Here is a 21,546-nt window from a genome sequence, read left to right on the forward strand (position 1 = left end):
GCCGTGCGCACCGGCAAGTCGCCGGCTCCGACCGAACGGCCCCCTCTACAAATCCCCCCACAGCTGCTGCGCCACACTGAGCGCCACCACCGGCGCGGTTTCGGTGCGCAGCACCCGTGGGCCCAGGCGGGCGGCGTGGAAGCCGCGGGCCATGGCCTGTTGCACTTCGTCTTCGCTCAGGCCGCCCTCGGGGCCGATCAGCATGGCCAGGGAGGCGGGTTGCGGATGGCTGGCCCAGGGTTCGGCCACCGGGTGCAGCACCAGCTTGAGGTCGGCCTCGACCTGCTCGAGCCATTGCTCCAGGGTGGCTGGCGGGTTGATCTGCGGCAGTAACGAGCGGCCGCACTGCTCGCAGGCGCTGATCGCGATCTGCCGCCAGTGGGCCATGCGCTTGTCGGCGCGCTCGTCCTTGAGGCGCACCTCGCAGCGTGCGCTGACAATCGGGCTGATCTGGCTGGCCCCCAGTTCCGTGGCCTTCTGGATCGCCCAGTCCATGCGCTCACCGCGGGACAGGCCCTGGCCCAGGTGAATGCTCAGGGGCGACTCGGCCATGCCGGCCAGGGTTTCGCGCAGTTCGACCCGCACGCTCTTCTTGCCCACCTCGATCAGCTCGCCCAGGTATTCCTGGCCGCTGCCGTCGAACAGCTGCACCGCATCGCCGGCGGCATGCCGCAGCACGCGGCCGATATAGTGGGCCTGGGCCTCCGGCAGCTCATGCTGGCCGAGGGACAGGGGGGCATCGATAAAGAAACGGGATAGGCGCATAGGGGGCGGACCTGGAGCAAAGGCGCAAATTCTAGCCGTAGGGTGCGCCGTGCGCACCGCTTCCGTAGGGTGGATGACGTTCTTTTCATCCACCTGGCGACCGCAGCGGTGGATGGGTAACGCGTCATCCACCCAACATCCTGCTGGCGTTCTTAGCCCGGGTCGCGAAAGTCCGGATACTGGGTATTGCCCTGGGCCACGCTGACCGAGGTGCGGGTGGCGATATCGATGCCTTCGCTGGCCACCTCGGCGAGGAAATCGATCTGCTCTTCGCTGATCACATAGGGCGGCAGGAAGTACACCACGCTGCCCAGTGGGCGCAGCAGCGCGCCGCGTTGCAGGGCGTGCTGGAATACCTTGAGGCCGCGGCGTTCCTGCCAGGGGTAGGCGGTCTTGCTCGCCTTGTCCTGGACCATCTCGATGGCCAGGGCCATGCCGGTCTGACGCACTTCGGCGACATGCGGGTGGTCGACCAGGTGTGCGGTGGCGCTGGCCATACGGGCCGACAGGGCCTTGTTGGCCTCGATCACGTTGTCCTGCTCGAAGATGTCCAGGGTCGCCAGGGCCGCGGCGCAGGCCAGCGGATTGCCGGTGTAGCTGTGCGAGTGGAGAAAGGCGCGCAGGGTGTTGTAGTCGTCGTAGAACGCCTGGTACACCTCGTTGGTGGTCAGGCAGGCGGCCAGTGGCAGGTAGCCGCCGGTCAGGGCCTTGGACAGGCAGAGGAAGTCCGGGCGGATGCCGGCTTGCTCGCAGGCGAACATCGTCCCGGTGCGGCCGAAGCCGACGGCGATCTCGTCGTGGATCAGGTGCACGCCATAGCGGTCGCAGGCCTCGCGCAGCAGCTTGAGGTAGATCGGGTGGTACATGCGCATGCCGCCGGCACCCTGGATCAGCGGTTCGACTATCACCGCCGCGATCTCATGGCCGTGCTCGGCCAGGGTCTGCTCCATATGGCCGAACATGAGGCGCGAATGGGCTTCCCAGCTCACGCCTTCCGGGCGGTGGTAGCAGTCCGGGCTGGGCACTTTAATGGTGTCCAGCAGCAAGGCTTTGTAGGTGTCGGTAAACAGCGCCACATCGCCCACCGACATGGCCGCGATGGTTTCGCCGTGGTAGCTGTTGGTCAGGGTGACGAAGCGTTTTTTCGCTGGCTGGCCGACGTTCAGCCAGTAGTGAAAGCTCATCTTCAGCGCGACTTCGATGCAGGACGAGCCGTTGTCGGCATAGAACACCCGGTCCAGGCCGGCCGGGGTCAGCTTGACCAGGCGCTCGGACAGCTCGATCACCGGTTGATGGCTGAAACCGGCGAGGATCACGTGTTCCAGCTGGTCGACCTGGTCCTTGATGCGCTGATTGATGCGCGGGTTGGCGTGGCCGAACACGTTGACCCACCAGGAGCTGACCGCGTCGAGGTAGCGTTTGCCGTCGAAGTCCTCGAGCCACACCCCTTCGCCGCGTTTGATCGGCACCAGGGGCAATTGCTCGTGGTCCTTCATTTGCGTGCAGGGGTGCCAGAGCACCTTCAGGTCACGCTGCATCCACTGGTCGTTCAGGCTCATCGTGCTACTTATCCCCCGGTTCTCAATCGTCTGCGCCAAGCCTATCAGATGCCTCCAGACCCATGTACGCCACAGGTGGCCGGCTCGCGAGCGCGGCGGCACCGCTTATCCGCTCTGGCAGGCCGCCGGTAGGCCTGGCCTGAACTTCCTGCGGGTCGAGTGCACTAATTTTGTCGGGATAAAATTCAGGTCAGAAACATCGTATTTCCCGATATTTCAAAGTGAAAATTTCCGCTTTTAATCGATAGCTTTGTTGCTAATCTTGCCCGACTCAGGCTTCACCCATCTCATTTCACGGACAGTTCTTGATGCAATGGCGTAATTCCCCTTCTCACTACGGTCTGGTCAGCATCCTGATGCACTGGCTGGTGGCGGTGGTCGTGTTCGGCCTGTTCGGTCTGGGTTACTGGATGGTCGGGCTGGACTACTACAGCGGCTGGTACAAGACCGCGCCGGATCTGCACAAGAGCATTGGCCTGGTGCTGTTTGCCGTGATGCTGGTGCGCCTGCTGTGGCGCTGGCTGAGCCCGCCACCTGCGGCTTTAGCGAACCACGGGCGGATGACTCGCCTGGCCAGCACGCTGGGCCATGGCTTCCTGTACCTGGGCCTGTTGCTGCTGATGCTGTCCGGTTACCTGATATCCACCGCCGATGGCCGCCCCATCGAGGTGTTCGGCCTGTTCTCGGTGCCGGCCACCCTGACCGCTATCCCGAATCAGGAGGATGTGGCCGGGCTGGTGCACGAGTACCTGGCCTGGGCCCTGGTGATCTTCGCCGGTATCCATGCCCTGGCGGCCCTGAAGCACCACGTTATCGACCGTGACCGCACCCTGGTGCGCATGTTCGGCCGCTGACCCCGGCCCCACTTAAGCCTGCGCGGAATGGTCCACGCCGGCGCTTATACAACCTCACAAGGAGTATGCCCATGTTGAAGAAAACCCTCGCAGCCCTGGCCCTCGGTACCGCGCTGATCGGCGCAGGCCAGGCCATGGCGGCCGATTACGCCATCGACAAGCAAGGCCAGCACGCCTTCGTCAATTTCAAGATCAGCCACCTGGGCTACAGCTGGCTGTACGGCACCTTCAAGGACTTCGACGGCAGCTTCAGCTTCGACGAAAAGAACCCGGAAGCGAGCAAAGTCAGCGTGACCCTGAATACCGCCAGCGTCGACACCAACCATGCCGAGCGCGACAAGCATATCCGCAGCGATGACTTCCTCAGTGTCGGCAAGCACCCGAGCGCGACCTTCGAGTCGACCGCAGTCAAGAGCACCGGCGAAGGCGCGGCCGATATCACCGGCAACCTGACCCTCAATGGCGTGACCAAGCCGGTGGTGATCGCGGCCAAGTTTATCGGCCAGGGCAGCGACCCATGGGGCGGTTACCGTGCCGGTTTCGAAGGCAGCACCACCCTGCAGCTGAAGGACTTCGGCATCACCAAGGACCTGGGCCCGGCGTCGGAAAGCGTCGAGCTGATCATCTCGGTCGAAGGCGTACGCCAGTAGGATGGGTTAGCCGCGCAGCGGCGTAACCCATCGCCGCTGCAGGCCTGGCTATCGAATTCTGCACCAATAAAAACGCCGCCCCATTGGGCGGCGTTTTCGTGTGCGACTAGCCGACTACGACTCTTCGCGGTTGCGCGTCAGCAGGGCCGGTTTCTCGCCCCGTGGACGTGCACTCGCCAGTTCGTCGAGTTGCTCCGGGGTGGGCAGGCGATCCAGGCGCGAGCCCTTGTGCACAATCACCGGTTGCTTGTCCCGCGGGTTCTTCACCGCCGCTTCCTGGCGCGGCAGTTCGTCGCGATTCAGCGAGGTGGTGCGGGTGTCGCGCGGCGGCCGCGCACGGCCGGAGCCATTACGGCCCTGACCGCCTTGGCCGCCCTGAGCACCTGCACCCTGACGACGACCCTGGCCGCCGGCAGCGCCGGCACCGGCACCATTGCTACGTGGCGGCTTGGCCGGGCGCGCGCCCTGGCCGACGCCATTGCTGGCGCTCGGACCGCTGGCCGCTGCAGGCGCACCGGGCCGACGGCCACGGTTCTGCTGCTTGTTCTGGTGCGGGCTTACATAGTCGACACGGTTGCCGAAATTATCGATTTCATCGTCGCGGAACTCGTCCGGCGCGCGGTCCGGAGGTAACGCAGGCACCGCGGGCGCGGCGGCGCGAGCCGAGCCGCGTGGTTGTTGGCTGCGGCCGCCCTGGGGCTTGGCGGCACGGCTGCTGTGTTCCTTGCCGCTGTCCTTGCCCTTGTCCTTGCGGCCGCCGCCGTGGCGTTCGCCGGCCGGCTTGGCCCCGCGCGGCTGGCGTGGCTTCTGCGGCTCGCGCACTTCCGGGCGCTCGGCCTCGACGGTGCTGGCGTCGAAGCCCAGCAGGTCGCCGTCGCCGATCTTCTGCTTGGTCATCCGTTCGATGCCCTTGAGCAGCTTCTCTTCGTCCGGCGCAACCAGCGAGATGGCTTCGCCGCTACGCCCTGCCCGGCCGGTACGGCCGATACGGTGCACGTAGTCTTCCTCGATGTTCGGCAGTTCGAAGTTGACCACGTGGGGCAGCTGGTCGATATCCAGGCCGCGGGCGGCGATATCGGTGGCCACCAGGATGCGCATCTTGCCGGCCTTGAAGTCGGCCAGGGCCTTGGTGCGGGCGTTCTGGCTCTTGTTGCCGTGGATGGCCACGGCCGGCAGGTTGTGTTTGTCGAGGTACTCGGCCAGGCGGTTGGCACCGTGCTTGGTCCGGGTGAACACCAGGATCTGTTCCCAGGCCCCGGCGGTGATCAGGTGGGCGAGCAGGGCGCGCTTGTGGCTGGCCTGGACGCGGAATACGCGCTGTTCGATACGCTCGACCGTGGTGTTCGGCGGCGTCACTTCGATGCGCTCGGGGTTGTGCAGCAGCTTGCCGGCCAGGTCGGTGATGTCCTTGGAGAAGGTCGCCGAGAACAGCAGGTTCTGGCGCTTCGCCGGCAGCTTGGCGAGAACCTTCTTGACGTCATGCACGAAGCCCATGTCGAGCATGCGGTCGGCTTCGTCCAGTACCAGGATTTCCACGTGGGACAGGTCCACGGCGCGCTGACCGACCAGGTCGAGCAGGCGGCCGGGGCAGGCGACCAGGACGTCGACGCCCTTGGCCATGGCCTGCACCTGAGGGTTCATGCCGACGCCGCCGAAGATGCAGGTGCTGACGAATTTCAGGTCGCGGGCATAGACCTTGAAGCTCTCATGCACCTGGGCGGCCAGTTCGCGGGTTGGGGTCAATACCAGCACGCGGGGTTGTTTCGGGCCGTGACGCTGTTCGCGATCCGGATGGCCGTTGGGGAACAGCCGCTCGAGGATCGGCAGGGCGAAACCGCCTGTTTTACCTGTACCCGTCTGGGCGGCAACCATCAGGTCGCGGCCTTGCAACACGGCGGGGATGGCCCGCTGTTGCACCGGAGTGGGTTGGGTGTAGCCGGCGGATTCGACCGCACGGACTAATGCCTCGGAGAGACCGAGGGAGGCAAAGGACATGTGTAATCCTGTCTAGTGAGGGCGTTGCCCTATGGGGTGTATTGCCTGGCTTGAATCGCGCTTGGGGGGCGCAATCCCGTCCGGTACTGCTGGCCTCTGGGGGCTAGCATCCGGGCGCAAGCCTGGCGGGAAGGCCCGAGTATAACAGAGCCGTCTGTCTGTGCGAGTTTCCGCCTGCTCGGCGGTCGCGGGCCTGCCTGAGGCTTGTTGGCCGGCCCGCGCGGGCCGGCCGCTGCTCAGCCCGCCACGCGGTAGCAGGGCACATAGGCGCTGTTGCCCGGCAGCTTCATGCGGTGCTGGTCGACGAAGGCCTGCAGCAACTGACCCAGGGGCTGGAGGATATCCGCATCGCCGCTGATCTCGTAGGGACCGTGCTTTTCAATGCGGCGGATGCCCTGATCCTTGACGTTGCCCGCGACAATCCCGGAGAACGCCCGGCGCAGCTGGGCTGCCAGCTCATGCACCGGCTGCTGGCGGGTCAGCTTGAGGCCGGCCATGTTTTCGTGGGTCGGCTCGAAGGGGTGCTGGAAGCTCTCGTCGATCTTCAGCAGCCAGTTGAAGTGGAAGGCGTCGTTGTGTTCGCGGCGGAACTGGGTGACCGCCTTGATGCCCGCGGCCATCTCCCGCGCCACCTGGCTGGGGTCGTTGAGAATGATCTTGCAGCGCTGCTGGGCTTGCTCGCCCAGAGTGGCCCCGACAAAGTCGTGCAGTTGCTGGAGGTAGGGCGCGGCGCTTTTGGGGCCGGTCAGCAGCAGCGGGAAGGGCACGTCGCGGTTGTCCGGGTGCATCAGGATGCCGAGGAGATACAGCAGCTCTTCCGCGGTGCCCGCGCCGCCGGGGAAGATGATGATGCCGTGGCCGACGCGGACAAAGGCCTCCAGGCGCTTCTCGATATCCGGCAGGATCACCAGTTCGTTGACGATCGGGTTGGGCGCTTCGGCGGCGATGATGCCCGGCTCGGTCAGGCCCAGGTAGCGCCCGCCGATATTGCGCTGCTTGGCATGGGAGATGGTGGCCCCCTTCATCGGCCCCTTCATTACCCCTGGGCCGCAGCCGGTGCAGATATCCAGGCCGCGCAGACCCAGTTCATGGCCGACCACCTTGGTGTATTTGTACTCTTCGGTGCTGATCGAGTGGCCGCCCCAGCACACCACCATCTTCGGCTCCACCCCGGCGCGCAGGGTGCGGGCGTTGCGCAGCAGATGGAACACGTAGTCGGTGATGCCCTGGGAGCTGCTGAAGTCCACCCGCTGGTTCTCCAGCTCACTCTGGGTGTAGACGATATCGCGCAGGGCGCTGAACAGCATTTCGCGGGTGCTGGCGATCATCTCGCCATCGACGAAGGCGTCGGCCGGTGCGTTGATCAGTTCCAGGCGAATGCCGCGATCCTGCTGGTGAATGCAGATTTCGAAGTCCGGGTAGGCTTCCAGGATGGTCTTGGCGTTATCGCTGTGCGAACCGGTATTGAGGATCGCCAGGGCGCACTGGCGAAATAGCGCATAGACGCTGCCGGAGCCGGTCTCGCGCAGTTGCTGCACTTCGCGCTGGGAGAGGGTTTCCAGGCTGCCCTTGGGGGTCACGGTGGCGTTGGTGGTTTTACGTGTGGCCATTGCGGCGCTCCATGGTTGTGTTGCTCGCCATACATGGCTAAGCGCTTGCTCGGATGATAGGCCCGGTTTGTCTGGCCGGCAGATGCTTAGTCCATTGCCAGAGACCAAGGCGGGTTCGTCGCGGCAGTTTAGTCTCGACGCTCGGCGGTCTGTGACCCTGAGGGGCGAAGAAGTGCCGCTACCCCGGGCCGGGGTAGCGACGACAGCGCCGCTCAGCGTGGCAGCTTGAGGTTGTTCCAGATCGCCAGGCTCGGTTCCGCGAGGTTCATGCTGTAGAAGTGCAGCCCCGGCGCGCCGCCCTGCAGCAGGCGTTCGCACATCTCGCTGACCACCTGCTCGCCGTAGGCACGGATGCTGTCGCTGTCGTCGCCATAGGCTTCCAGCTGCTTGCGCACCCAGCGTGGAATCTCGGCACCGCAGGCATCGGAGAAACGTGCCAGCTTGCTGTAGTTGGTGATCGGCATGATGCCCGGCACCACCGGGATATCCACACCCAGCCTGCGCACGCGCTCGACGAAGTAGAAGTAGCTGTCGGCGTTGAAGAAGTACTGGGTGATGGCGCTGCTGGCACCGGCCTTGGCCTTGCGCACGAAATTGGCGATATCGTCCTCGAAGTTGCGCGCCTGTGGATGCATCTCCGGGTAGGCGGCGATTTCGATATGGAAGTGATCGCCGGTTTCTTCACGGATAAAGCTGACCAGCTCGTTGGCGTAGCGCAGCTCGCCGCTGGCCATGCCCATGCCGGATGGCAGGTCACCGCGCAGGGCGACGATGCGGGTGATCCCGGCGTTCTGGTACAGGTTGAGCAGCTCGCGCAGCTCGGCCTTGGAGTCGCCGACGCAGGACAGGTGCGGCGCAGTGCTCACACCGACATCGTTGTTCAGCTGCAGCACGGTGTTGAGCGTGCGATCACGGGTGGAACCACCGGCACCGTAGGTGCAGGAGAAGAAATCCGGCTTGTGGGTCGCCAGCTGGCGCGCCACATTCATCAGTTTTTCATGCCCGGCTTCGGTCTTGGTGGGGAAGAACTCGAAGCTGTAACGGCGTTCTTGGCTCATAGGGTTTCTAGCCTTGGAGACGCAGGGTGGATGGCGTTTTTCCAGCCACCGTGCAGGAAGTCGGCGGTGGATAAGCCATAGGCTTATCCACCCTGCGCATTAATAGCGGTAAGCGTGCGGCTTGAACGGGCCTTCCACGGTTACGCCGATATAGTCGGCCTGGGTCTTGGTCAGCTGGGTGACCACGCCGCCGAAGCCCTTGACCATTTCCAGGGCCACTTCTTCGTCGAGCTTCTTCGGCAGCACTTCCACGGTCAGGCGCTCGGCCTGCTGCGCGGGCAGCAGGTCGGCGAACTTCTGGCCGAACAGGAAGATCTGCGCCAGCACCTGGTTGGCGAACGAGCCGTCCATGATCCGGCTCGGGTGGCCGGTGGCGTTGCCCAGGTTAACCAGACGGCCTTCGGCCAGCAGGATCAGGTAGTCGTCGTTGAGCGGGTCAAGGTTCAGGCCGGTGCGGTGGATCTTGTGCACCTGCGGCTTCACTTCTTCCCATGCCCAGTTCTTGCGCATGAAAGCGGTGTCGATTTCGTTGTCGAAGTGACCGATGTTGCACACCACGGCGCGCTTCTTCAGGGCCTTGAGCATATTGGCGTCGCAGACGTTGACGTTACCGGTGGTGGTCACGATCAGGTCGATCTTGCCCAGCAGTGCGCCATCGACGCTGGCTTCACTACCGTCGTTGATGCCGTCCTTGTAGGGCGAAACCAGCTCGTAGCCGTCCATGCAGGCCTGCATGGCGCAGATCGGGTCGACTTCGGACACCTTGACGATCATGCCTTCCTGGCGCAGCGACTGCGCCGAGCCCTTGCCCACGTCGCCGTAGCCGATCACCAGCGCCTGCTTGCCGGACAGCAGGTGGTCGGTGCCGCGCTTGATCGCATCGCTCAGGCTGTGACGGCAGCCGTACTTGTTGTCGTTCTTGCTCTTGGTCACCGAGTCGTTGACGTTGATCGCCGGGATCTTCAGCTCGCCCTTGGCCAGCATGTCCAGCAGGCGGTGCACGCCAGTGGTGGTTTCTTCGGTGACGCCGTGGATGCGCTCGAGCATCTGTGGGTATTTCTTGTGCAGGATCTCGGTCAGGTCGCCGCCGTCGTCGAGGATCATGTTGGCGTCCCACGGCTGGCCATCCTTGAGGATGGTCTGCTCGATGCACCACTCGTACTCTTCTTCGGTCTCGCCCTTCCAGGCGAATACCGGGATGCCGGCGGCGGCGATGGCGGCAGCGGCTTGGTCCTGAGTCGAGAAGATATTGCAGCTGGACCAGCGTACTTCGGCACCCAGGGCGGTCAGGGTTTCGATCAGCACGGCGGTCTGAATGGTCATATGGATGCAGCCGATGATCTTCGCGCCTTTCAGCGGCTGCTCGCCGGCATATTTGCGGCGCAGGCCCATCAGCGCGGGCATTTCGGATTCGGCGATGATGGTTTCGCGGCGGCCCCAGGCGGCCAGGGAAATGTCGGCGACCTTGAAGTCAGTGAAACCGGCAGGCGTCAGTACAGCGCTCATAAATGAGTTCTCCATTCGTTTGTGTCGAATGGGCGCCGTTGATGCGTATGGTTAACGCCCCATCCGAGCCTGACAGGCGGAAGTCTGATTTGAATCCGCCTGATTGCATCGCTGGAATGCTGGGCTTGGGGATTCAAAACAGATTTACCGCTTGCTGCAGCGCCCCTCGGACAGGTGGCGGGAGCGACCGGGCGGTGCCGGTCGAGTGAAACGGGGGTGATTATAGCCATGCCGGCGCTTAAGCCAAAGGCTTTCCGTCGCCCCGTGCGGGCGCTGGTGGTAGCCTTGCGGCATCGCCCCGTCACGGACCCGCCATGGCCAATCACAAAATCGAGATTCGCCGACGCAACGTCGAGAAAATCCTCCTGTCCGCCGAGAAGGTGTTCGCCGAAAAGGGCTATGGCGGCACGTCCATGGGCGATATCGCCGAAGAAGTCGAGCTGCCGCGCTCCAATCTGCACTACTACTTCAGCACCAAGGACGACCTCTACCGCGCGGTGTTGCTCGACCTGCTCGAGGTGTGGAAGCAGGACGCCCTGTGTTTCGAGATGTACGACGATCCGCGGGTGGTGCTCAGCACCTATATCCGCGCCAAGATGAATCACTCGCGCAGCCGCCCGCATGGCTCCAAGGTCTGGGCCGACGAAATCATCCACGGTGCACCGATGCTCGGCGCGAGCCTCGACGACAGCCTCTACAGCTGGGCCAAGATGAAGGAGGCGAAGATCCGCCAGTGGGTCGACGACCAGCGCATCCTCGCAGTGGAGCCCTCGGCGCTGCTGTATATGATCTGGGCCTCGACCCAGCACTACGCCGACTTCAGCCACCAGGTGGCGATCCTCAACGACCACCAGGCGCTGTCCGAGCTGCAGTTCGAGCGGGCGGTGCAGACCGTGACCAGCGTGATATTGCGTGGGATTGGGTTGGAGCCCTGAAAGCCTGATCGCGGGCAAGCCCGCTCCTACAGGTGCAGAGTTGTTGTAGGAGCGGGCTTGCCCGCGATAGGTTCCGGCGAATTGCCGGGCTAGGACGCCACGCGATACGGATTGCGCGGATCGTGGTTCCAGTCGAGGAAGGGCTTGCCGGTGTCCTGGGGCACCATCTCGATGCAGTCCGCCACCGGGCAGGTGATCTGGCACAGGTTGCAGCCCACGCACTCGTCGTCGATCACCTCGTACTTGTGGGTGCCGTCGGCCTGTTTGAGGCTGGCAATGGCCTGGTGCGAGGTGTCTTCGCAGGCGATATGGCAGCGCCCACAGCCGATGCAGGCGTCCTGGTCGATCTTGGCGATCACCTGATAGTTGATGTCCAGGTACTTCCAGTCGGTGGTGTTGCCCACTGCCTTGCCGGAGAAGTCCGCGAGGCTGGTATAGCCCTGGCTGTCCATCCAGCGCGACAGGCCGTCCTTCATTTCCTCGACGATGCGAAAGCCGTGCAGCATGGCCGCCGTGCACACCTGTACCGCGCCGCAGCCGAGCGCGACGAACTCGGCGGCGTCGCGCCAGTTGCCGATGCCGCCGATGCCGCAGATAGGCAGGCCACGGGTCTCGGGATCGCGGGCGATCTCGGCGACCATGTTCAGAGCGATAGGTTTGACCGCCGAGCCGCAGTAACCGCCGTGGGTGCTCTGGCTGCCGACTATGGGGTTGGCGACCATGCGCTCCAGGTCGACGCTGGTGATCGAGTTGATGGTGTTGATCAGCGACACCGCGTCGGCCCCGCCGCGATGGGCGGCGCGGGCGGACAGGCGCACGTCGGTGATGTTCGGCGTGAGTTTGACGATCACCGGCAGCGAGCTGTAGGTCTTGCACCAGCGGGTGACCATCTCGACGTATTCCGGCACCTGGCCAACCGCCGCGCCCATGCCACGTTCGGGCATGCCGTGGGGACAGCCGAAGTTCAGCTCGATGCCGTCGCAGCCGGTGGCCTCCACCAGCGGCAGTATGGCTTTCCAGGATTCCTCGACGCAGGGCACCATCAAGGAGACGATCATTGCGCGGTCCGGCCAGTCCTTCTTCACCTGGGTGATTTCGCGCAGGTTGATTTCCAGCGAGCGGTCGGTGATCAACTCGATATTGTTGAAGCCCTGCACCTGGCGGTTCGGCCCGAAGTGCGCAGAGTAGCGCGACGACACGTTGACCGCCGCAGGGTCTTCGCCGAGGGTTTTCCAGACCACCCCGCCCCAGCCGGCCTCGAAGGCGCGGACCACGTTGTAGGCCTTGTCGGTCGGCGGCGCACTGGCCAGCCAGAAGGGATTGGGTGCCTTGATACCAGCGAATTCGATGGATAGATCGGCCATTTATGCGGCCTCCACATTGAGCAGCAGATGAGAGTGGATGGCCTCGGCGGCCAGCTTGCCGTGCTGCACGGCCTGCACGGTGAGGTCCTGGCCCAGGGCGGTGCAGTCGCCGCCGGCATAGATGCCGGGCACACTGGTTTGCAGGCTCGCGTCGACCCAGATGCGTTCGCCCTCGCGCTTGAGTTCCTGGGCCAGCGGGTCGCCCAGGGCGCTGCTGTCGAAAGCCTGGCCGATCGCCTTGAAGATGGCGTCGGCGGCCAGCTCGAAGTGTTCTCCGGTGCTCTGCAGGCGCCTATCGATCAGCTGGGTGCGGGCGAAGCGCATGCCGCGCACCCGGCCCTGGTCGTCGAGCAGCACTTGCTCGGGCTGCGCCCAGGTCAGCAGGCGCACCTGGTTGGCCTTGGCGATGTCCTGCTCGTGGCCGGTGGCTCCCATCTCGTCGAAACCGCGGCGGTAGACCAGATTGACGTCGCGGGCACCGAGCTTGCTCATCTGCACCGCCATGTCGATGGCGGTGTTACCGGCACCGAGGACGATGCAGCGTTCGGCCAGCGGTAGCTGGGTCAGGTCGTCGCTCTGGCGCAGTTCGCGGATGTAGTCGGTGGCGGCGAGCAGGCCCGGCGCGTCTTCGTCGGCCAGGCCCAGGCGTTTGCTGGCGGCCAGGCCGATGGCGAGGAACACCGAATCGAACTGCTGGTGCAGTTCGCTCAGGCTGAGGTCGTCGCCCAGACGTTGGCCGTGGCGGATCTCGATGCCGCCGATCTGCAGGAGAAACGCCACCTCGCGCTGGGCGAAGTCGTCCACCAGCTTGTACTTGGCGATGCCGTATTCGTTGAGCCCGCCGCTTTTCTCGCGCGCCTCGAAGATCACCACCTCGTGGCCGTGCATGGCCAGGCGATGGGCGCAGGACAGTCCGGCGGGGCCGGCACCGACCACGGCGATGCGCTTGCCGCTGGCCGGCGCACGCTGGAACGGGTGCTCGCTGAATTGCGCGTTGTCGATGGCGTGGCGCTGCAACAGGCCGATCAGTACCGGTGCACACTCCTGAGCGTTGTTGCGCACACAGGCTTGCTGGCAGAGCACCTCGGTGGGGCAGACCCGGGCGCAGCTGCCGCCGAGGATATTCGCCGAGAGGATGGTCTGCGCCGCGCCCTGGACGTTTTCGTGGCTGATATTGCGGATAAACGAGGGGATGTCGATCTCGCTGGGGCAGGCGTTGACGCAGGGCGCGTCGTAGCAATACAGGCAGCGTGCGCTTTCCAGGGCGGCCTGGCGGGCGGTGAGCGGCGGGGCCAGATCGACGAAGCGATCGGCCAGTTCGGCCGCACCGGCATGCGGGCGCGGCAGGTGGCTGAGGATGTCTATCACGGTAATTGCCTCACGGTCTTGTGGTTTTTATTCGGCAGTTAACAGCGCATATGCGGCCGTCCGGCCTCTGCGGGCCGGTGTGGCGGAATGGGTATTGCCAGCAGCCGCGCTTTGTAGGATGGGCCGGGCGGCGTGCCGCTTGCCCGCGAAGAATCTCTGCGGCTCAACATCTTTCGCGGACAAGTCCGCTCCTACGGGGTCTTCTGTGCTCCTGGCTTAGCGCTCGACGGCGGTGGGCCGGTTGTGCTCGGCGCGCTTGTTCAGCAGGTCGAACACCGCCGGGTAGGCCGGGCGCTCGATATAGCGGCCGGCACCGCGCTCGGCGCGCAGTTCGCCATCGGCCCAGACCAGCTTGCCCTGACTGATGGTGTGGCTGGGTACGCCGCGCACGGTCTTGCCCTCGAAGATGTTGAAGTCGACCTGCTGGTGGTGCGTCTTGGCCGAGATGGTCCGCGTGCCCTGTGGGTCCCAGAGCACCAGGTCGGCATCGGCACCGACGCGCAGCGCGCCCTTGCGCGGGAACAGGTTGAAGATCTTCGCCGTGTTGGTGCTGGTCAGGGCGACGAAGTCATTGATCGACAGCTTGCCGCTGCCCACCCCTTCGTCCCAGAGCACGGCCATGCGGTCTTCGATGCCGGCGGTGCCGTTGGGGATCTTGCTGAAGTCGTCGCGGCCGGCGGCTTTCTGCTCGGCGCAGAAGCAGCAGTGGTCGGTGGCGGTGGTGTGCAGATTGCCCGACTGCAGGCCGCGCCAGAGGGCGTCCTGGTGCCCGCGCGGGCGGAACGGCGGGCTCATCACGTAGCCGGCGGCGGTCTGCCAGTCCGGATCGCGGTAGACGCTGTCATCCAGCAGCAGGTGGCCGGCCAGCACCTCGCCGTACACCGGCTGGCCTTTGGCGCGGGCGTAGGTGATCTCGTCCAGGGCTTCCTGGGTCGAGACGTGCACCAGGTACAGCGGCGTGCCCAGAGTTTCGGCGATGCGAATGGCGCGGCTGGCCGCCTCACCTTCGACTTGCGAAGGCCTCGACAGCGGATGCGCCTCCGGCCCGGTCAGGCCCTGGGCGAGCAGCTTGTTCTGCAGGTGATAGACCAGCTCGCCGTTCTCCGCGTGCACCGTGGGCACCGCGCCCAGTTGCAGGCAGCGCTCGAAGCTGGCCACCAGGGTGTCGTCGGCGGCCATGATGGCGTTCTTGTAGGCCATGAAGTGCTTGAAGCTGTTGACCCCGAATTTTTCCACCAGCTCGCCCATCTCGGCGGCGACCTGCTCGCTCCACCAGGTGATGGCGACATGGAAGCCATAGTCGGAGGCGGATTTCTCCGCCCAGCCGCGCCAGGTGTGGAAGGCTTCCAGCAGCGATTGCTGCGGGTTGGGGATGACGAAGTCGATGATCGAGGTGGTGCCGCCGGCCAGGCCCGCGGCGGTGCCGCTGAAGAAGTCCTCGCTGGCCACCGTGCCCATGAAGGGCAGCTGCATGTGGGTGTGCGGGTCGATGCCGCCGGGCATCAGGTACTGGCCGCTGCCGTCGAGCACCTGGCAGCCGGCCGGGGCGTCGAGGTTATCGCCGATGGCCTGGATCAGGCCGCCCACGCAGAGCAGGTCGGCGCGGTAGCTTTCTTCATGGGTGACCAGGGTGGCACCACGGATCAACAGCGACATAGCGAGTTCCTCTCAGGCTGACCGGTGCGTGCCGGTTCTTGGTGTTATGGCCTGCCAGGCGAGTGGTGTGTATTCCTGTCACTCCTGACAGGAATTGAATCTAGTCGCTGCTTGTGGATTGATCAAGAATATTTTTTGTCGTCAGTTTGTATTTATAACTTATTGAAAATAAACATAAAAAAGTATGGATCTGCAAAATGGTGCGCTCGCTCACCATTTTGACGCACTTGACAAGAACCAAATATGGTCAAGATTTCCTATGCAAAATCAGGCGCTTGAGCCAGGCGACGAGCAGGCGCTGGCGGTAGAAAAAATAGTGGCCTGCACCACTTTGAATCCTGACTTGGTAGACAGGCTTGATCGTGACGTTGAGCGCTGTCTCGCAGGGCAGCTGATGAGAACCCACTAGCTTTAATAAAGGGCATATAAAACAAGTGATTAGCCGTTTTTATCGTGCGTGATAAATGAGTTGAACAGGTTCCCGGCACGCTTATTGATAGCCGTCGCTACCGAGCTGGCCGGCCCTGAGATGGAAAAGTACTCCGGCCATCGCCGGCGGTCGCCGAGCAGTGCAACAGCTGTGCGGCGAGCGCTGATCCCGATGAGCGAATAATCAGAACAATGACTGGAGAGGCCCATGCAACAGAACAGATCGCAAGTGACCGAACGCGATGGCTTGTACGAACTGGCCGCCGGCCCCGACGTACTCGACAGTCCGCGCTATAACCACGACATCGCCCCGACCCAGGTGCACGAACGCACCTGGAACAAATGGCATATCACCGCGCTGTGGGTCGGCATGTCGATCTGTGTGCCGACCTACACCCTGGGTGGCGTGCTCACCGCCTACTTCGGCCTGTCGGTGGGCGAAGCGCTGCTGGCGATTTTGCTGGCCAATATCGTGGTGCTGGTGCCGCTGACGCTGAACGCCTTCCCCGGCACCAAGTACGGCATTCCCTTTCCGGTGTTGTTGCGCTCCTCGTTCGGGGTGATCGGCTCCAATGTGCCCTGCCTGATCCGCGCGGTGGTGGCCTGCGGCTGGTTCGGCATCCAGACCATGTTCGGCGGCCTGGCCATCCACCTGCTGCTCGGCTCGATTTTCGAAGGCTGGAAGAGCCTGGGCGGCACCGGCGAGGTGATCGGTTTCATGATCTTCTGGACCCTCAACTTGTGGGTGGTGCTGCGCGGTGCCGAGTCGATCAAGTGGCTGGAAACCCTCTCGGCACCGCTGCTGGTGCTGGTCGGTGCCGGACTGCTGGTGTGGGCGCTGCCCAATGTGTCGATGAGCGAGTTGCTGGCGCAGCCGGCCAAGCGCCCCGAGGGTGCCAGCGTCACCGGCTACTTTCTTGCCGGCCTGACCGCCATGGTCGGCTTCTGGGCCACCCTGTCGCTGAATATTCCGGATTTCAGTCGCTACGCGAAAAGTCAGAAGGACCAGATCATCGGCCAGGTGATTGGCCTGCCGCTGACCATGTTCCTGTTCGCCGCCCTCGGCGTGGTGATGACCGCGGCGTCCGCTTCGCTGGTCGGTGAGACGGTGTCCGACCCGGTCAGCCTGATCGGCCATATCCAGAGCCCGGGTTGGGTCGCTTTGGCCATGGCGCTGATCATCGTCGCCACGCTGTCGACCAACACCGCGGCGAATATCGTCTCGCCGACCAACGACTTCCAGAACATCGCGCCCAAGCTGATCAACCGGACCAAGGCGGTGATCCTTACCGGGCTGATCGGTCTGGGGCTGATGGGCCACGAGTTGCTGAAGAAGCTCGGCCTGCTGGTCTCCGACCTGAGCCTGGAGAGCGTCTACTCCAACTGGTTGCTGGGCTATTCCAGCCTGCTCGGACCGATCGCCGGGATCATGGTGGTGGACTACTTCCTGATCAAGAAACAGCGTCTCGACCTGGCCGGCCTGTACCGCGACGACGTCTATCCGGCGTGGAACTGGATCGGCTTCGTCGCCTTCGCCGTGCCCGTGGCGTTGACCCTGCTGTCGCTCGGCAGCAGCGCCTTCAGCTGGTTCTACGACTACGGCTGGTTTACCGGCTCCTTCCTTGGGGGCCTGATCTACTTCGGTCTGTGCAGCCTGCGTAGCCCGACCCCGGTGGTTGCCGCCAAACCGACCCTGTGAAGCCGCGCGGGCGCTGCGGTGCCCGCCCTTCGTCCTTGCCTGAGGAGAACTCCATGAACACAGCTCAATCCGTCCTCCAGTCCAGTCAGTCGCATATCAACGGCGAGCGCCTGTGGCAGTCGCTGATGGAGCTGGCCCAGCTCGGTGCCACCGCCAAGGGCGGGGTCTGTCGCCTGGCCCTGACCGATCTCGACCGCCAGGCCCGGGACCTGTTTGTGCGCTGGTGCGAGGAGGCCGGCTGCACCGTCACGGTCGATGGCGTCGGCAATATCTTTGCTCGCCGCCCCGGGCGCAACGCCGCGCTGCCACCGGTGATGACCGGCAGCCATATCGACACCCAGCCCACCGGCGGCAAGTTCGACGGCTGCTTCGGCGTGCTGGCCGGGGTCGAAGTGTTACGTACCCTGAATGATTTAGGCGTGGAGACAGAAGCACCGCTGGAGGTGGTGGTGTGGACCAACGAAGAGGGCTCGCGCTTCGCCCCGTGCATGATGGGCTCCGGGGTGTTCGCCGAGAAATTCACCCTGGCCGAGACCTTGGCCAAGCGTGACGCCGAGGACGTCACGGTGGGCGAGGCACTGAACGCCATCGGCTATGCCGGTACTCGCGCGGTGAGCGGTCATGCGGTGGGGGCCTATTTCGAGGCGCATATCGAGCAGGGGCCGATTCTCGAGGACCAGGGCAAGACCATCGGCGTGGTGCTCGGCGCGCTGGGGCAGAAGTGGTTCGATCTGACGCTCAAGGGCGTCGAGGCCCATGCCGGGCCGACGCCCATGCACCTGCGCAAGGACGCCCTGGTCGGTGCCGCTGCAGTGGTCGCGGCGGTCAACCGGGTGGCCCTGGAGCACCAGCCGCATGCCTGCGGCACGGTCGGTTGTTTGCAGGCCTATCCCGGCTCGCGCAATGTGATTCCCGGCGAGGTGCGCATGACCCTGGATTTCCGTCACCTGGAGCCGGCGCGTCTGGACTCGATGATCGAGGAGGTGCGCGGGGTGATCGAGGCGACCTCTGCCAAGCACGGCCTGTCCTTCGAACTGACCCCCACCGCCGATTTTCCGCCGCTGTACTTCGCCGAGCGCTGCGTCGCGGCGGTGCGCAGCGCGGCTCAGGGCCTAGGCCTGTCGCATATGGACATCGTCAGCGGTGCCGGCCACGACGCGATCTTCCTCGCCGAGCTGGGCCCGGCGGGGATGATCTTCGTGCCCTGCGAGGGCGGTATCAGCCACAACGAGATCGAGAATGCCGCGCCGACCGACCTTGCCGCCGGTTGCGCGGTGCTGTTGCGCGCCATGCTTGCCGCCTCCGTGGCGCTGGCTGAGGGCAAACAGGCGGCCTGATTGGCCGAAACGCCGTCGACTTGGGCGGCGCTGGCCATGGACGGCCGTTCGCGCTGTGGACAAGCTGCGCACTCCATTACCCAACTGCGGAGCTTCCATGACCCTCGCCTACTGGTGCGTGCTGATCGCCATCGTCCTGCCCTATCTGGCCACCGCCAGCGCCAAGTTCCTCGGTGCCGGCTACGGGCCGCGCGCCAACAGCGACCCGCGCGCCTTCCTCTCCGGCCTGGAAGGCTGGCGCAAGCGTGCCAACAATGCCCAGCTCAACGGTTTCGAGGTCACCCCGGCGTTCGCCGCGGCGGTGATCATCGCCCACCTGGCCGGTGGGGCCGAGCAGGGGCTGCTGGATCAATTGGCGATGGCCTTCGTGGTCAGTCGGGTGCTGTATTTCCTCTGCTACCTGGCCGATTGGGGGCCGATCCGTTCGCTGCTGTGGTTCGCCGGTATGGCGCTGATCGTCAGCCTGTTTGTGGTCTCCGCATAACGCCTGCGTGCCAGAGTCCGCACAGGTTTTGTTATCTGCGGCAAAACACCACGCTTGGCCGCTGGGTAGCGGGTGGCGATACTGTCGCCCGTTATCCATCCGGTTGTTGGCTCTGAAGGTGTTATGAAGTTTAAAACCCTGTCCCTCGTTGTGCTGGCGCTAGCCGTAAGTGGCTGCGGCGGCGTCGACCCCAATTCGCCGCAAGGCCAGCGCCAGACCATCTTCAAGCAGATGCTCAAGGTCAGCGAAGACCTCGGTGGCATGCTGCGCGGGCGGATTGCCTTCAAGGAGCAGGCCTTTGTCGAAGGGGCTGTCGAGCTCGATCAACTGACCCGTACGCCCTGGCAGCACTTCCCCCAGGTGCGCGAAGAGGGCGATGAAAGCCGCGCCAGGGATGAAGTCTGGCAGCGCCAGGCGCGGTTTCAGGAGCTGGCCCGGGCGATGGAAGCCAGCACCGCGGCGCTGGTTGCCGCCACCGCCGCGCACCCCTTGACCCCCGAAACGCTGGCTGCGCCAATGCAGCGGGTCGAGGACAGCTGCAAGGCCTGTCACGAAGAGTTTCGCGCCTTCTGACAGCTGCTCAGAACCCCGCTATCTGCGCGGCGCGCAGTTGAGCGCGTAGGGCCTGCACTTCCGGATGTTGAAAGAAGGCCCGCAATTGCGTCGCCCGCCGTGGGCCGATGCCGGGTTGGCGTTGCCAGTCGGCCAGGCTGCGCTGTGCCAGGCTGTCCCAGTCGGCGTCCGGCAGTACATGGCCGGGCAGGCCGAGGGCGCGCAGCCAGTCCTGCATGGGGCGTTCGCGGGCCAGGCGGAAACTCTGTTGCAGGGCGGCCGAGCTGCGCGGGCCCAGGCCTGGAATGCTCTTGAGTTGTTCGCTGGAGAGGTGCAGCCAGTCGAGCAGGCCGTCGAGCCGCTGCGCGCGCAGCAGTTTGTCCCAGGTGCCGGGGCCGACGCCCGGCAAGGCCAGGCCCTGCTTGCCGCTGAGCCAGGCCAGGCGCGCGCGGAACTGGCTGGCGCAGGCCGGGGTGGCGCGCCAGCAGCTCAAGGCGTGATAAGCCGTGGCATCGGGTACGTTCAGCTCGGCGCGTTGCCGGGTGCGCCAGAGCACGCTGTCCAGCGTGGGGATGGTCAGGCCGGAGAGGCGGATCGCCACCTGATCGCCGGGGCGGATATCCAGGGTCTGCCAGCGCTGCAGCGAGCCGGCGCTGACATATTCGATGCGTCGGTCATCCAGCCTGACCGGTTGTAGCCGCAGCACCGGGGTGATGCGCCCGCTGCGGCCGATGCGAAAATTCACCGCCTGGACCACGGCCAAGGCCTGGCTGACCGGGTATTTCCAGGCCACGGCCCAGTGCGGCGGTTCGGCTTGCCAGCGCGCGGCCGCCGGGCGTTGGCCCTGACGCAGCACCACGCCATCGGTGGCGAAGGGCAGGGCGCTGCTGTACCAGCGTTCGCGCCAGTGGGCGGCTTGTTCGAGGTTGCGGATCGGCTGGCTGAACTGCCGGCTGTCGGCAAAGCCAAGCTCGGCCAACTGCTGCAGGCGCTGGGGTATCAGTGCCGGGCCATCGGGCCAGTCCCAGACAAACAGGCCGATGCCGGCGGCTTCCTCGGCAGTCAGCGTCTGTCTGTTCATCAGCCCGGCGACCTTGCTGCGCGCGCCGAGGCCGCCGGACTGGCGCTGGATATGCGCCGCCAGACGCCAGTACAACTCGCCTTGCAGCACCAGATTGAGCGGCTTGGGCAAGTGCGCAGGAATCGCCGGCAGGTGGCGGGCGTGGACGCTCCAGTCCTGGCCGCTGCGGCCATCACCGCGGCTGATCAGTTGCTGCAGCTGGCCGTGGCGATAGACCAGGCTGACGGCAACGCCGTCGACCTTGGGCTGAATCCACAGGTCCTCGCGGCTGCCGATCCAGGCCGCCGCCGCGGCGCTATCGGCCAGTTTGCGCAGGCCGGTATGAGCGGTCGGGTGGGGATGGCGGCCGCTGCTGGTGGCGAGTGGGTCGTGAGCGCCCGGGCCTGAACCGGGGAAGCAGTCGCGCCAGTGCTGCAGGTTGGCGCTGGCCTGGTCATAGAGCTCGTCGGCGATCAGGGCCTGGCCCTGGCGATGGTAGGCGTCGTCCCAGGCTGCGAGCTGCCGGGCGAGGGCGTCGAGCTCGTCGGCAGCGCGTTGCGCTGGCCAGTCGGGGCAGGCGGCCCATGCGCTGCTGCTGAACAGCAGTCCGGCGATCAATGCTTTCATCATGAGCGTCCTTGCTCGGCAGATGGCCAGTTGAGCCT

18 protein-coding genes and 1 riboswitch are annotated in these 21,546 nt (G+C 64.9%); of the genes, 8 read left to right on the forward strand and 10 right to left on the reverse strand.

From position 1 onward, the window contains the following. Positions 1-45: 45 nt before the first annotated feature. A complete protein-coding gene (locus tag AACY13_RS15760; RefSeq protein WP_339462523.1) occupies positions 46-765 on the reverse strand; it encodes a 16S rRNA (uracil(1498)-N(3))-methyltransferase in 720 nt (239 codons plus the stop codon). Between the two features lie 152 nt (positions 766-917). Then, positions 918-2,324, reverse strand: coding sequence for an adenosylmethionine--8-amino-7-oxononanoate transaminase (locus AACY13_RS15765; RefSeq protein ID WP_339462524.1), 1,407 nt, complete (start codon positions 2,322-2,324; stop codon positions 918-920). Between the two features lie 308 nt (positions 2,325-2,632). Between AACY13_RS15765 and AACY13_RS15770 the strand changes: the two genes are divergently transcribed. Further along, positions 2,633-3,178, forward strand: coding sequence for a cytochrome b (locus AACY13_RS15770; protein ID WP_339462525.1), 546 nt, complete (start codon positions 2,633-2,635; stop codon positions 3,176-3,178). A 71-nt stretch (positions 3,179-3,249) separates the two neighbouring features. Then, a complete protein-coding gene (locus tag AACY13_RS15775) occupies positions 3,250-3,828 on the forward strand; it encodes a YceI family protein (protein ID WP_339462526.1) in 579 nt (192 codons plus the stop codon). Between the two features lie 114 nt (positions 3,829-3,942). On the opposite strand, the gene AACY13_RS15780 is transcribed toward AACY13_RS15775, so the two are convergent. From AACY13_RS15780 to ahcY, 4 genes are all read right to left on the reverse strand, one after another. Beyond that, a complete protein-coding gene (locus AACY13_RS15780; protein ID WP_339462527.1) occupies positions 3,943-5,823 on the reverse strand; it encodes a DEAD/DEAH box helicase in 1,881 nt (626 codons plus the stop codon). Positions 5,824-6,059: 236 nt separating this feature from the next. Then, positions 6,060-7,433, reverse strand: coding sequence for a nucleotide 5'-monophosphate nucleosidase PpnN (gene ppnN, locus AACY13_RS15785; protein WP_339462528.1), 1,374 nt, complete (start codon positions 7,431-7,433; stop codon positions 6,060-6,062). Between the two features lie 212 nt (positions 7,434-7,645). Then, on the reverse strand, positions 7,646-8,491 hold the full coding sequence (metF, locus tag AACY13_RS15790) for a methylenetetrahydrofolate reductase [NAD(P)H] (protein ID WP_339462529.1): 846 nt from the start codon (positions 8,489-8,491) through the stop codon (positions 7,646-7,648). Between the two features lie 99 nt (positions 8,492-8,590). Beyond that, positions 8,591-9,997: an adenosylhomocysteinase gene (gene ahcY / locus AACY13_RS15795; RefSeq protein ID WP_339462530.1), complete on the reverse strand. Its 1,407-nt coding sequence runs from the start codon at positions 9,995-9,997 to the stop codon at positions 8,591-8,593. A 23-nt stretch (positions 9,998-10,020) separates the two neighbouring features. Then, positions 10,021-10,171, reverse strand: a riboswitch (S-adenosyl-L-homocysteine riboswitch). A 140-nt stretch (positions 10,172-10,311) separates the two neighbouring features. On the opposite strand from ahcY, the gene AACY13_RS15800 reads away from it, so the two are divergent. Continuing rightward, positions 10,312-10,932 carry a TetR/AcrR family transcriptional regulator gene (locus tag AACY13_RS15800; RefSeq protein ID WP_339462531.1) on the forward strand — a complete coding sequence of 207 codons (621 nt, stop codon included), beginning with the start codon at positions 10,312-10,314 and terminating at the stop codon, positions 10,930-10,932. Positions 10,933-11,021: 89 nt separating this feature from the next. Here the strand turns inward: AACY13_RS15800 and preA are convergent, their stop codons facing one another. From preA to hydA, 3 genes are all read right to left on the reverse strand, one after another. Then, a complete protein-coding gene (gene preA, locus AACY13_RS15805; RefSeq protein ID WP_339462532.1) occupies positions 11,022-12,296 on the reverse strand; it encodes an NAD-dependent dihydropyrimidine dehydrogenase subunit PreA in 1,275 nt (424 codons plus the stop codon). Continuing rightward, positions 12,297-13,664 carry an NAD(P)-dependent oxidoreductase gene (locus tag AACY13_RS15810; protein ID WP_339462533.1) on the reverse strand — a complete coding sequence of 456 codons (1,368 nt, stop codon included), beginning with the start codon at positions 13,662-13,664 and terminating at the stop codon, positions 12,297-12,299. It abuts the gene before it with no gap. 216 nt (positions 13,665-13,880) lie between these two features. Continuing rightward, positions 13,881-15,320, reverse strand: coding sequence for a dihydropyrimidinase (gene hydA / locus AACY13_RS15815; RefSeq protein ID WP_339462534.1), 1,440 nt, complete (start codon positions 15,318-15,320; stop codon positions 13,881-13,883). A gap of 184 nt (positions 15,321-15,504) precedes the next feature. On the opposite strand from hydA, the gene AACY13_RS15820 reads away from it, so the two are divergent. The 5 genes from AACY13_RS15820 to AACY13_RS15840 all read left to right on the forward strand — a co-directional run bounded on the left by AACY13_RS15820 (position 15,505) and on the right by AACY13_RS15840 (position 19,842). Beyond that, complete coding sequence (locus tag AACY13_RS15820) at positions 15,505-15,729, forward strand: hypothetical protein (RefSeq protein WP_339462535.1); 225 nt, start codon at positions 15,505-15,507, stop codon at positions 15,727-15,729. Between the two features lie 228 nt (positions 15,730-15,957). Further along, positions 15,958-17,448 carry an NCS1 family nucleobase:cation symporter-1 gene (locus AACY13_RS15825; RefSeq protein WP_339462536.1) on the forward strand — a complete coding sequence of 497 codons (1,491 nt, stop codon included), beginning with the start codon at positions 15,958-15,960 and terminating at the stop codon, positions 17,446-17,448. A gap of 53 nt (positions 17,449-17,501) precedes the next feature. Further along, on the forward strand, positions 17,502-18,785 hold the full coding sequence (locus tag AACY13_RS15830) for a Zn-dependent hydrolase (protein ID WP_339462537.1): 1,284 nt from the start codon (positions 17,502-17,504) through the stop codon (positions 18,783-18,785). A gap of 97 nt (positions 18,786-18,882) precedes the next feature. Then, the gene (locus AACY13_RS15835; RefSeq protein ID WP_339462538.1) at positions 18,883-19,269 is read left to right on the forward strand and encodes an MAPEG family protein; all 387 of its coding nucleotides are present in this window, start codon (positions 18,883-18,885) and stop codon (positions 19,267-19,269) included. Between the two features lie 123 nt (positions 19,270-19,392). Beyond that, positions 19,393-19,842 carry a c-type cytochrome gene (locus AACY13_RS15840; protein ID WP_339462539.1) on the forward strand — a complete coding sequence of 150 codons (450 nt, stop codon included), beginning with the start codon at positions 19,393-19,395 and terminating at the stop codon, positions 19,840-19,842. A 7-nt stretch (positions 19,843-19,849) separates the two neighbouring features. Here the strand turns inward: AACY13_RS15840 and ligB are convergent, their stop codons facing one another. Then, on the reverse strand, positions 19,850-21,508 hold the full coding sequence (gene ligB, locus AACY13_RS15845) for an NAD-dependent DNA ligase LigB (protein WP_339462540.1): 1,659 nt from the start codon (positions 21,506-21,508) through the stop codon (positions 19,850-19,852). Positions 21,509-21,546: the final 38 nt, after the last annotated feature.

The organism is Pseudomonas sp. EA_105y_Pfl2_R69 (assembly GCF_963970915.1).
GTDB lineage: Bacteria > Pseudomonadota > Gammaproteobacteria > Pseudomonadales > Pseudomonadaceae > Aquipseudomonas.

What these genes read in the sequence shown, in the direction of transcription:
- AACY13_RS15760 (WP_339462523.1), bottom strand. Translation starts at nt 765, where the DNA reads ATGCGCCTATCCCGTTTCTTTATCGATGCCCCCCTGTCCCTCGGCCAG.
- AACY13_RS15765 (WP_339462524.1), bottom strand. Translation starts at nt 2,324, where the DNA reads ATGAGCCTGAACGACCAGTGGATGCAGCGTGACCTGAAGGTGCTCTGG.
- AACY13_RS15770 (WP_339462525.1), top strand. Translation starts at nt 2,633, where the DNA reads ATGCAATGGCGTAATTCCCCTTCTCACTACGGTCTGGTCAGCATCCTG.
- AACY13_RS15775 (WP_339462526.1), top strand. Translation starts at nt 3,250, where the DNA reads ATGTTGAAGAAAACCCTCGCAGCCCTGGCCCTCGGTACCGCGCTGATC.
- AACY13_RS15780 (WP_339462527.1), bottom strand. Translation starts at nt 5,823, where the DNA reads ATGTCCTTTGCCTCCCTCGGTCTCTCCGAGGCATTAGTCCGTGCGGTC.
- ppnN (WP_339462528.1), bottom strand. Translation starts at nt 7,433, where the DNA reads ATGGCCACACGTAAAACCACCAACGCCACCGTGACCCCCAAGGGCAGC.
- metF (WP_339462529.1), bottom strand. Translation starts at nt 8,491, where the DNA reads ATGAGCCAAGAACGCCGTTACAGCTTCGAGTTCTTCCCCACCAAGACC.
- ahcY (WP_339462530.1), bottom strand. Translation starts at nt 9,997, where the DNA reads ATGAGCGCTGTACTGACGCCTGCCGGTTTCACTGACTTCAAGGTCGCC.
- AACY13_RS15800 (WP_339462531.1), top strand. Translation starts at nt 10,312, where the DNA reads ATGGCCAATCACAAAATCGAGATTCGCCGACGCAACGTCGAGAAAATC.
- preA (WP_339462532.1), bottom strand. Translation starts at nt 12,296, where the DNA reads ATGGCCGATCTATCCATCGAATTCGCTGGTATCAAGGCACCCAATCCC.
- hydA (WP_339462534.1), bottom strand. Translation starts at nt 15,320, where the DNA reads ATGTCGCTGTTGATCCGTGGTGCCACCCTGGTCACCCATGAAGAAAGC.
- AACY13_RS15820 (WP_339462535.1), top strand. Translation starts at nt 15,505, where the DNA reads ATGGATCTGCAAAATGGTGCGCTCGCTCACCATTTTGACGCACTTGAC.
- AACY13_RS15825 (WP_339462536.1), top strand. Translation starts at nt 15,958, where the DNA reads ATGCAACAGAACAGATCGCAAGTGACCGAACGCGATGGCTTGTACGAA.
- AACY13_RS15830 (WP_339462537.1), top strand. Translation starts at nt 17,502, where the DNA reads ATGAACACAGCTCAATCCGTCCTCCAGTCCAGTCAGTCGCATATCAAC.
- AACY13_RS15835 (WP_339462538.1), top strand. Translation starts at nt 18,883, where the DNA reads ATGACCCTCGCCTACTGGTGCGTGCTGATCGCCATCGTCCTGCCCTAT.
- AACY13_RS15840 (WP_339462539.1), top strand. Translation starts at nt 19,393, where the DNA reads ATGAAGTTTAAAACCCTGTCCCTCGTTGTGCTGGCGCTAGCCGTAAGT.
- ligB (WP_339462540.1), bottom strand. Translation starts at nt 21,508, where the DNA reads ATGAAAGCATTGATCGCCGGACTGCTGTTCAGCAGCAGCGCATGGGCC.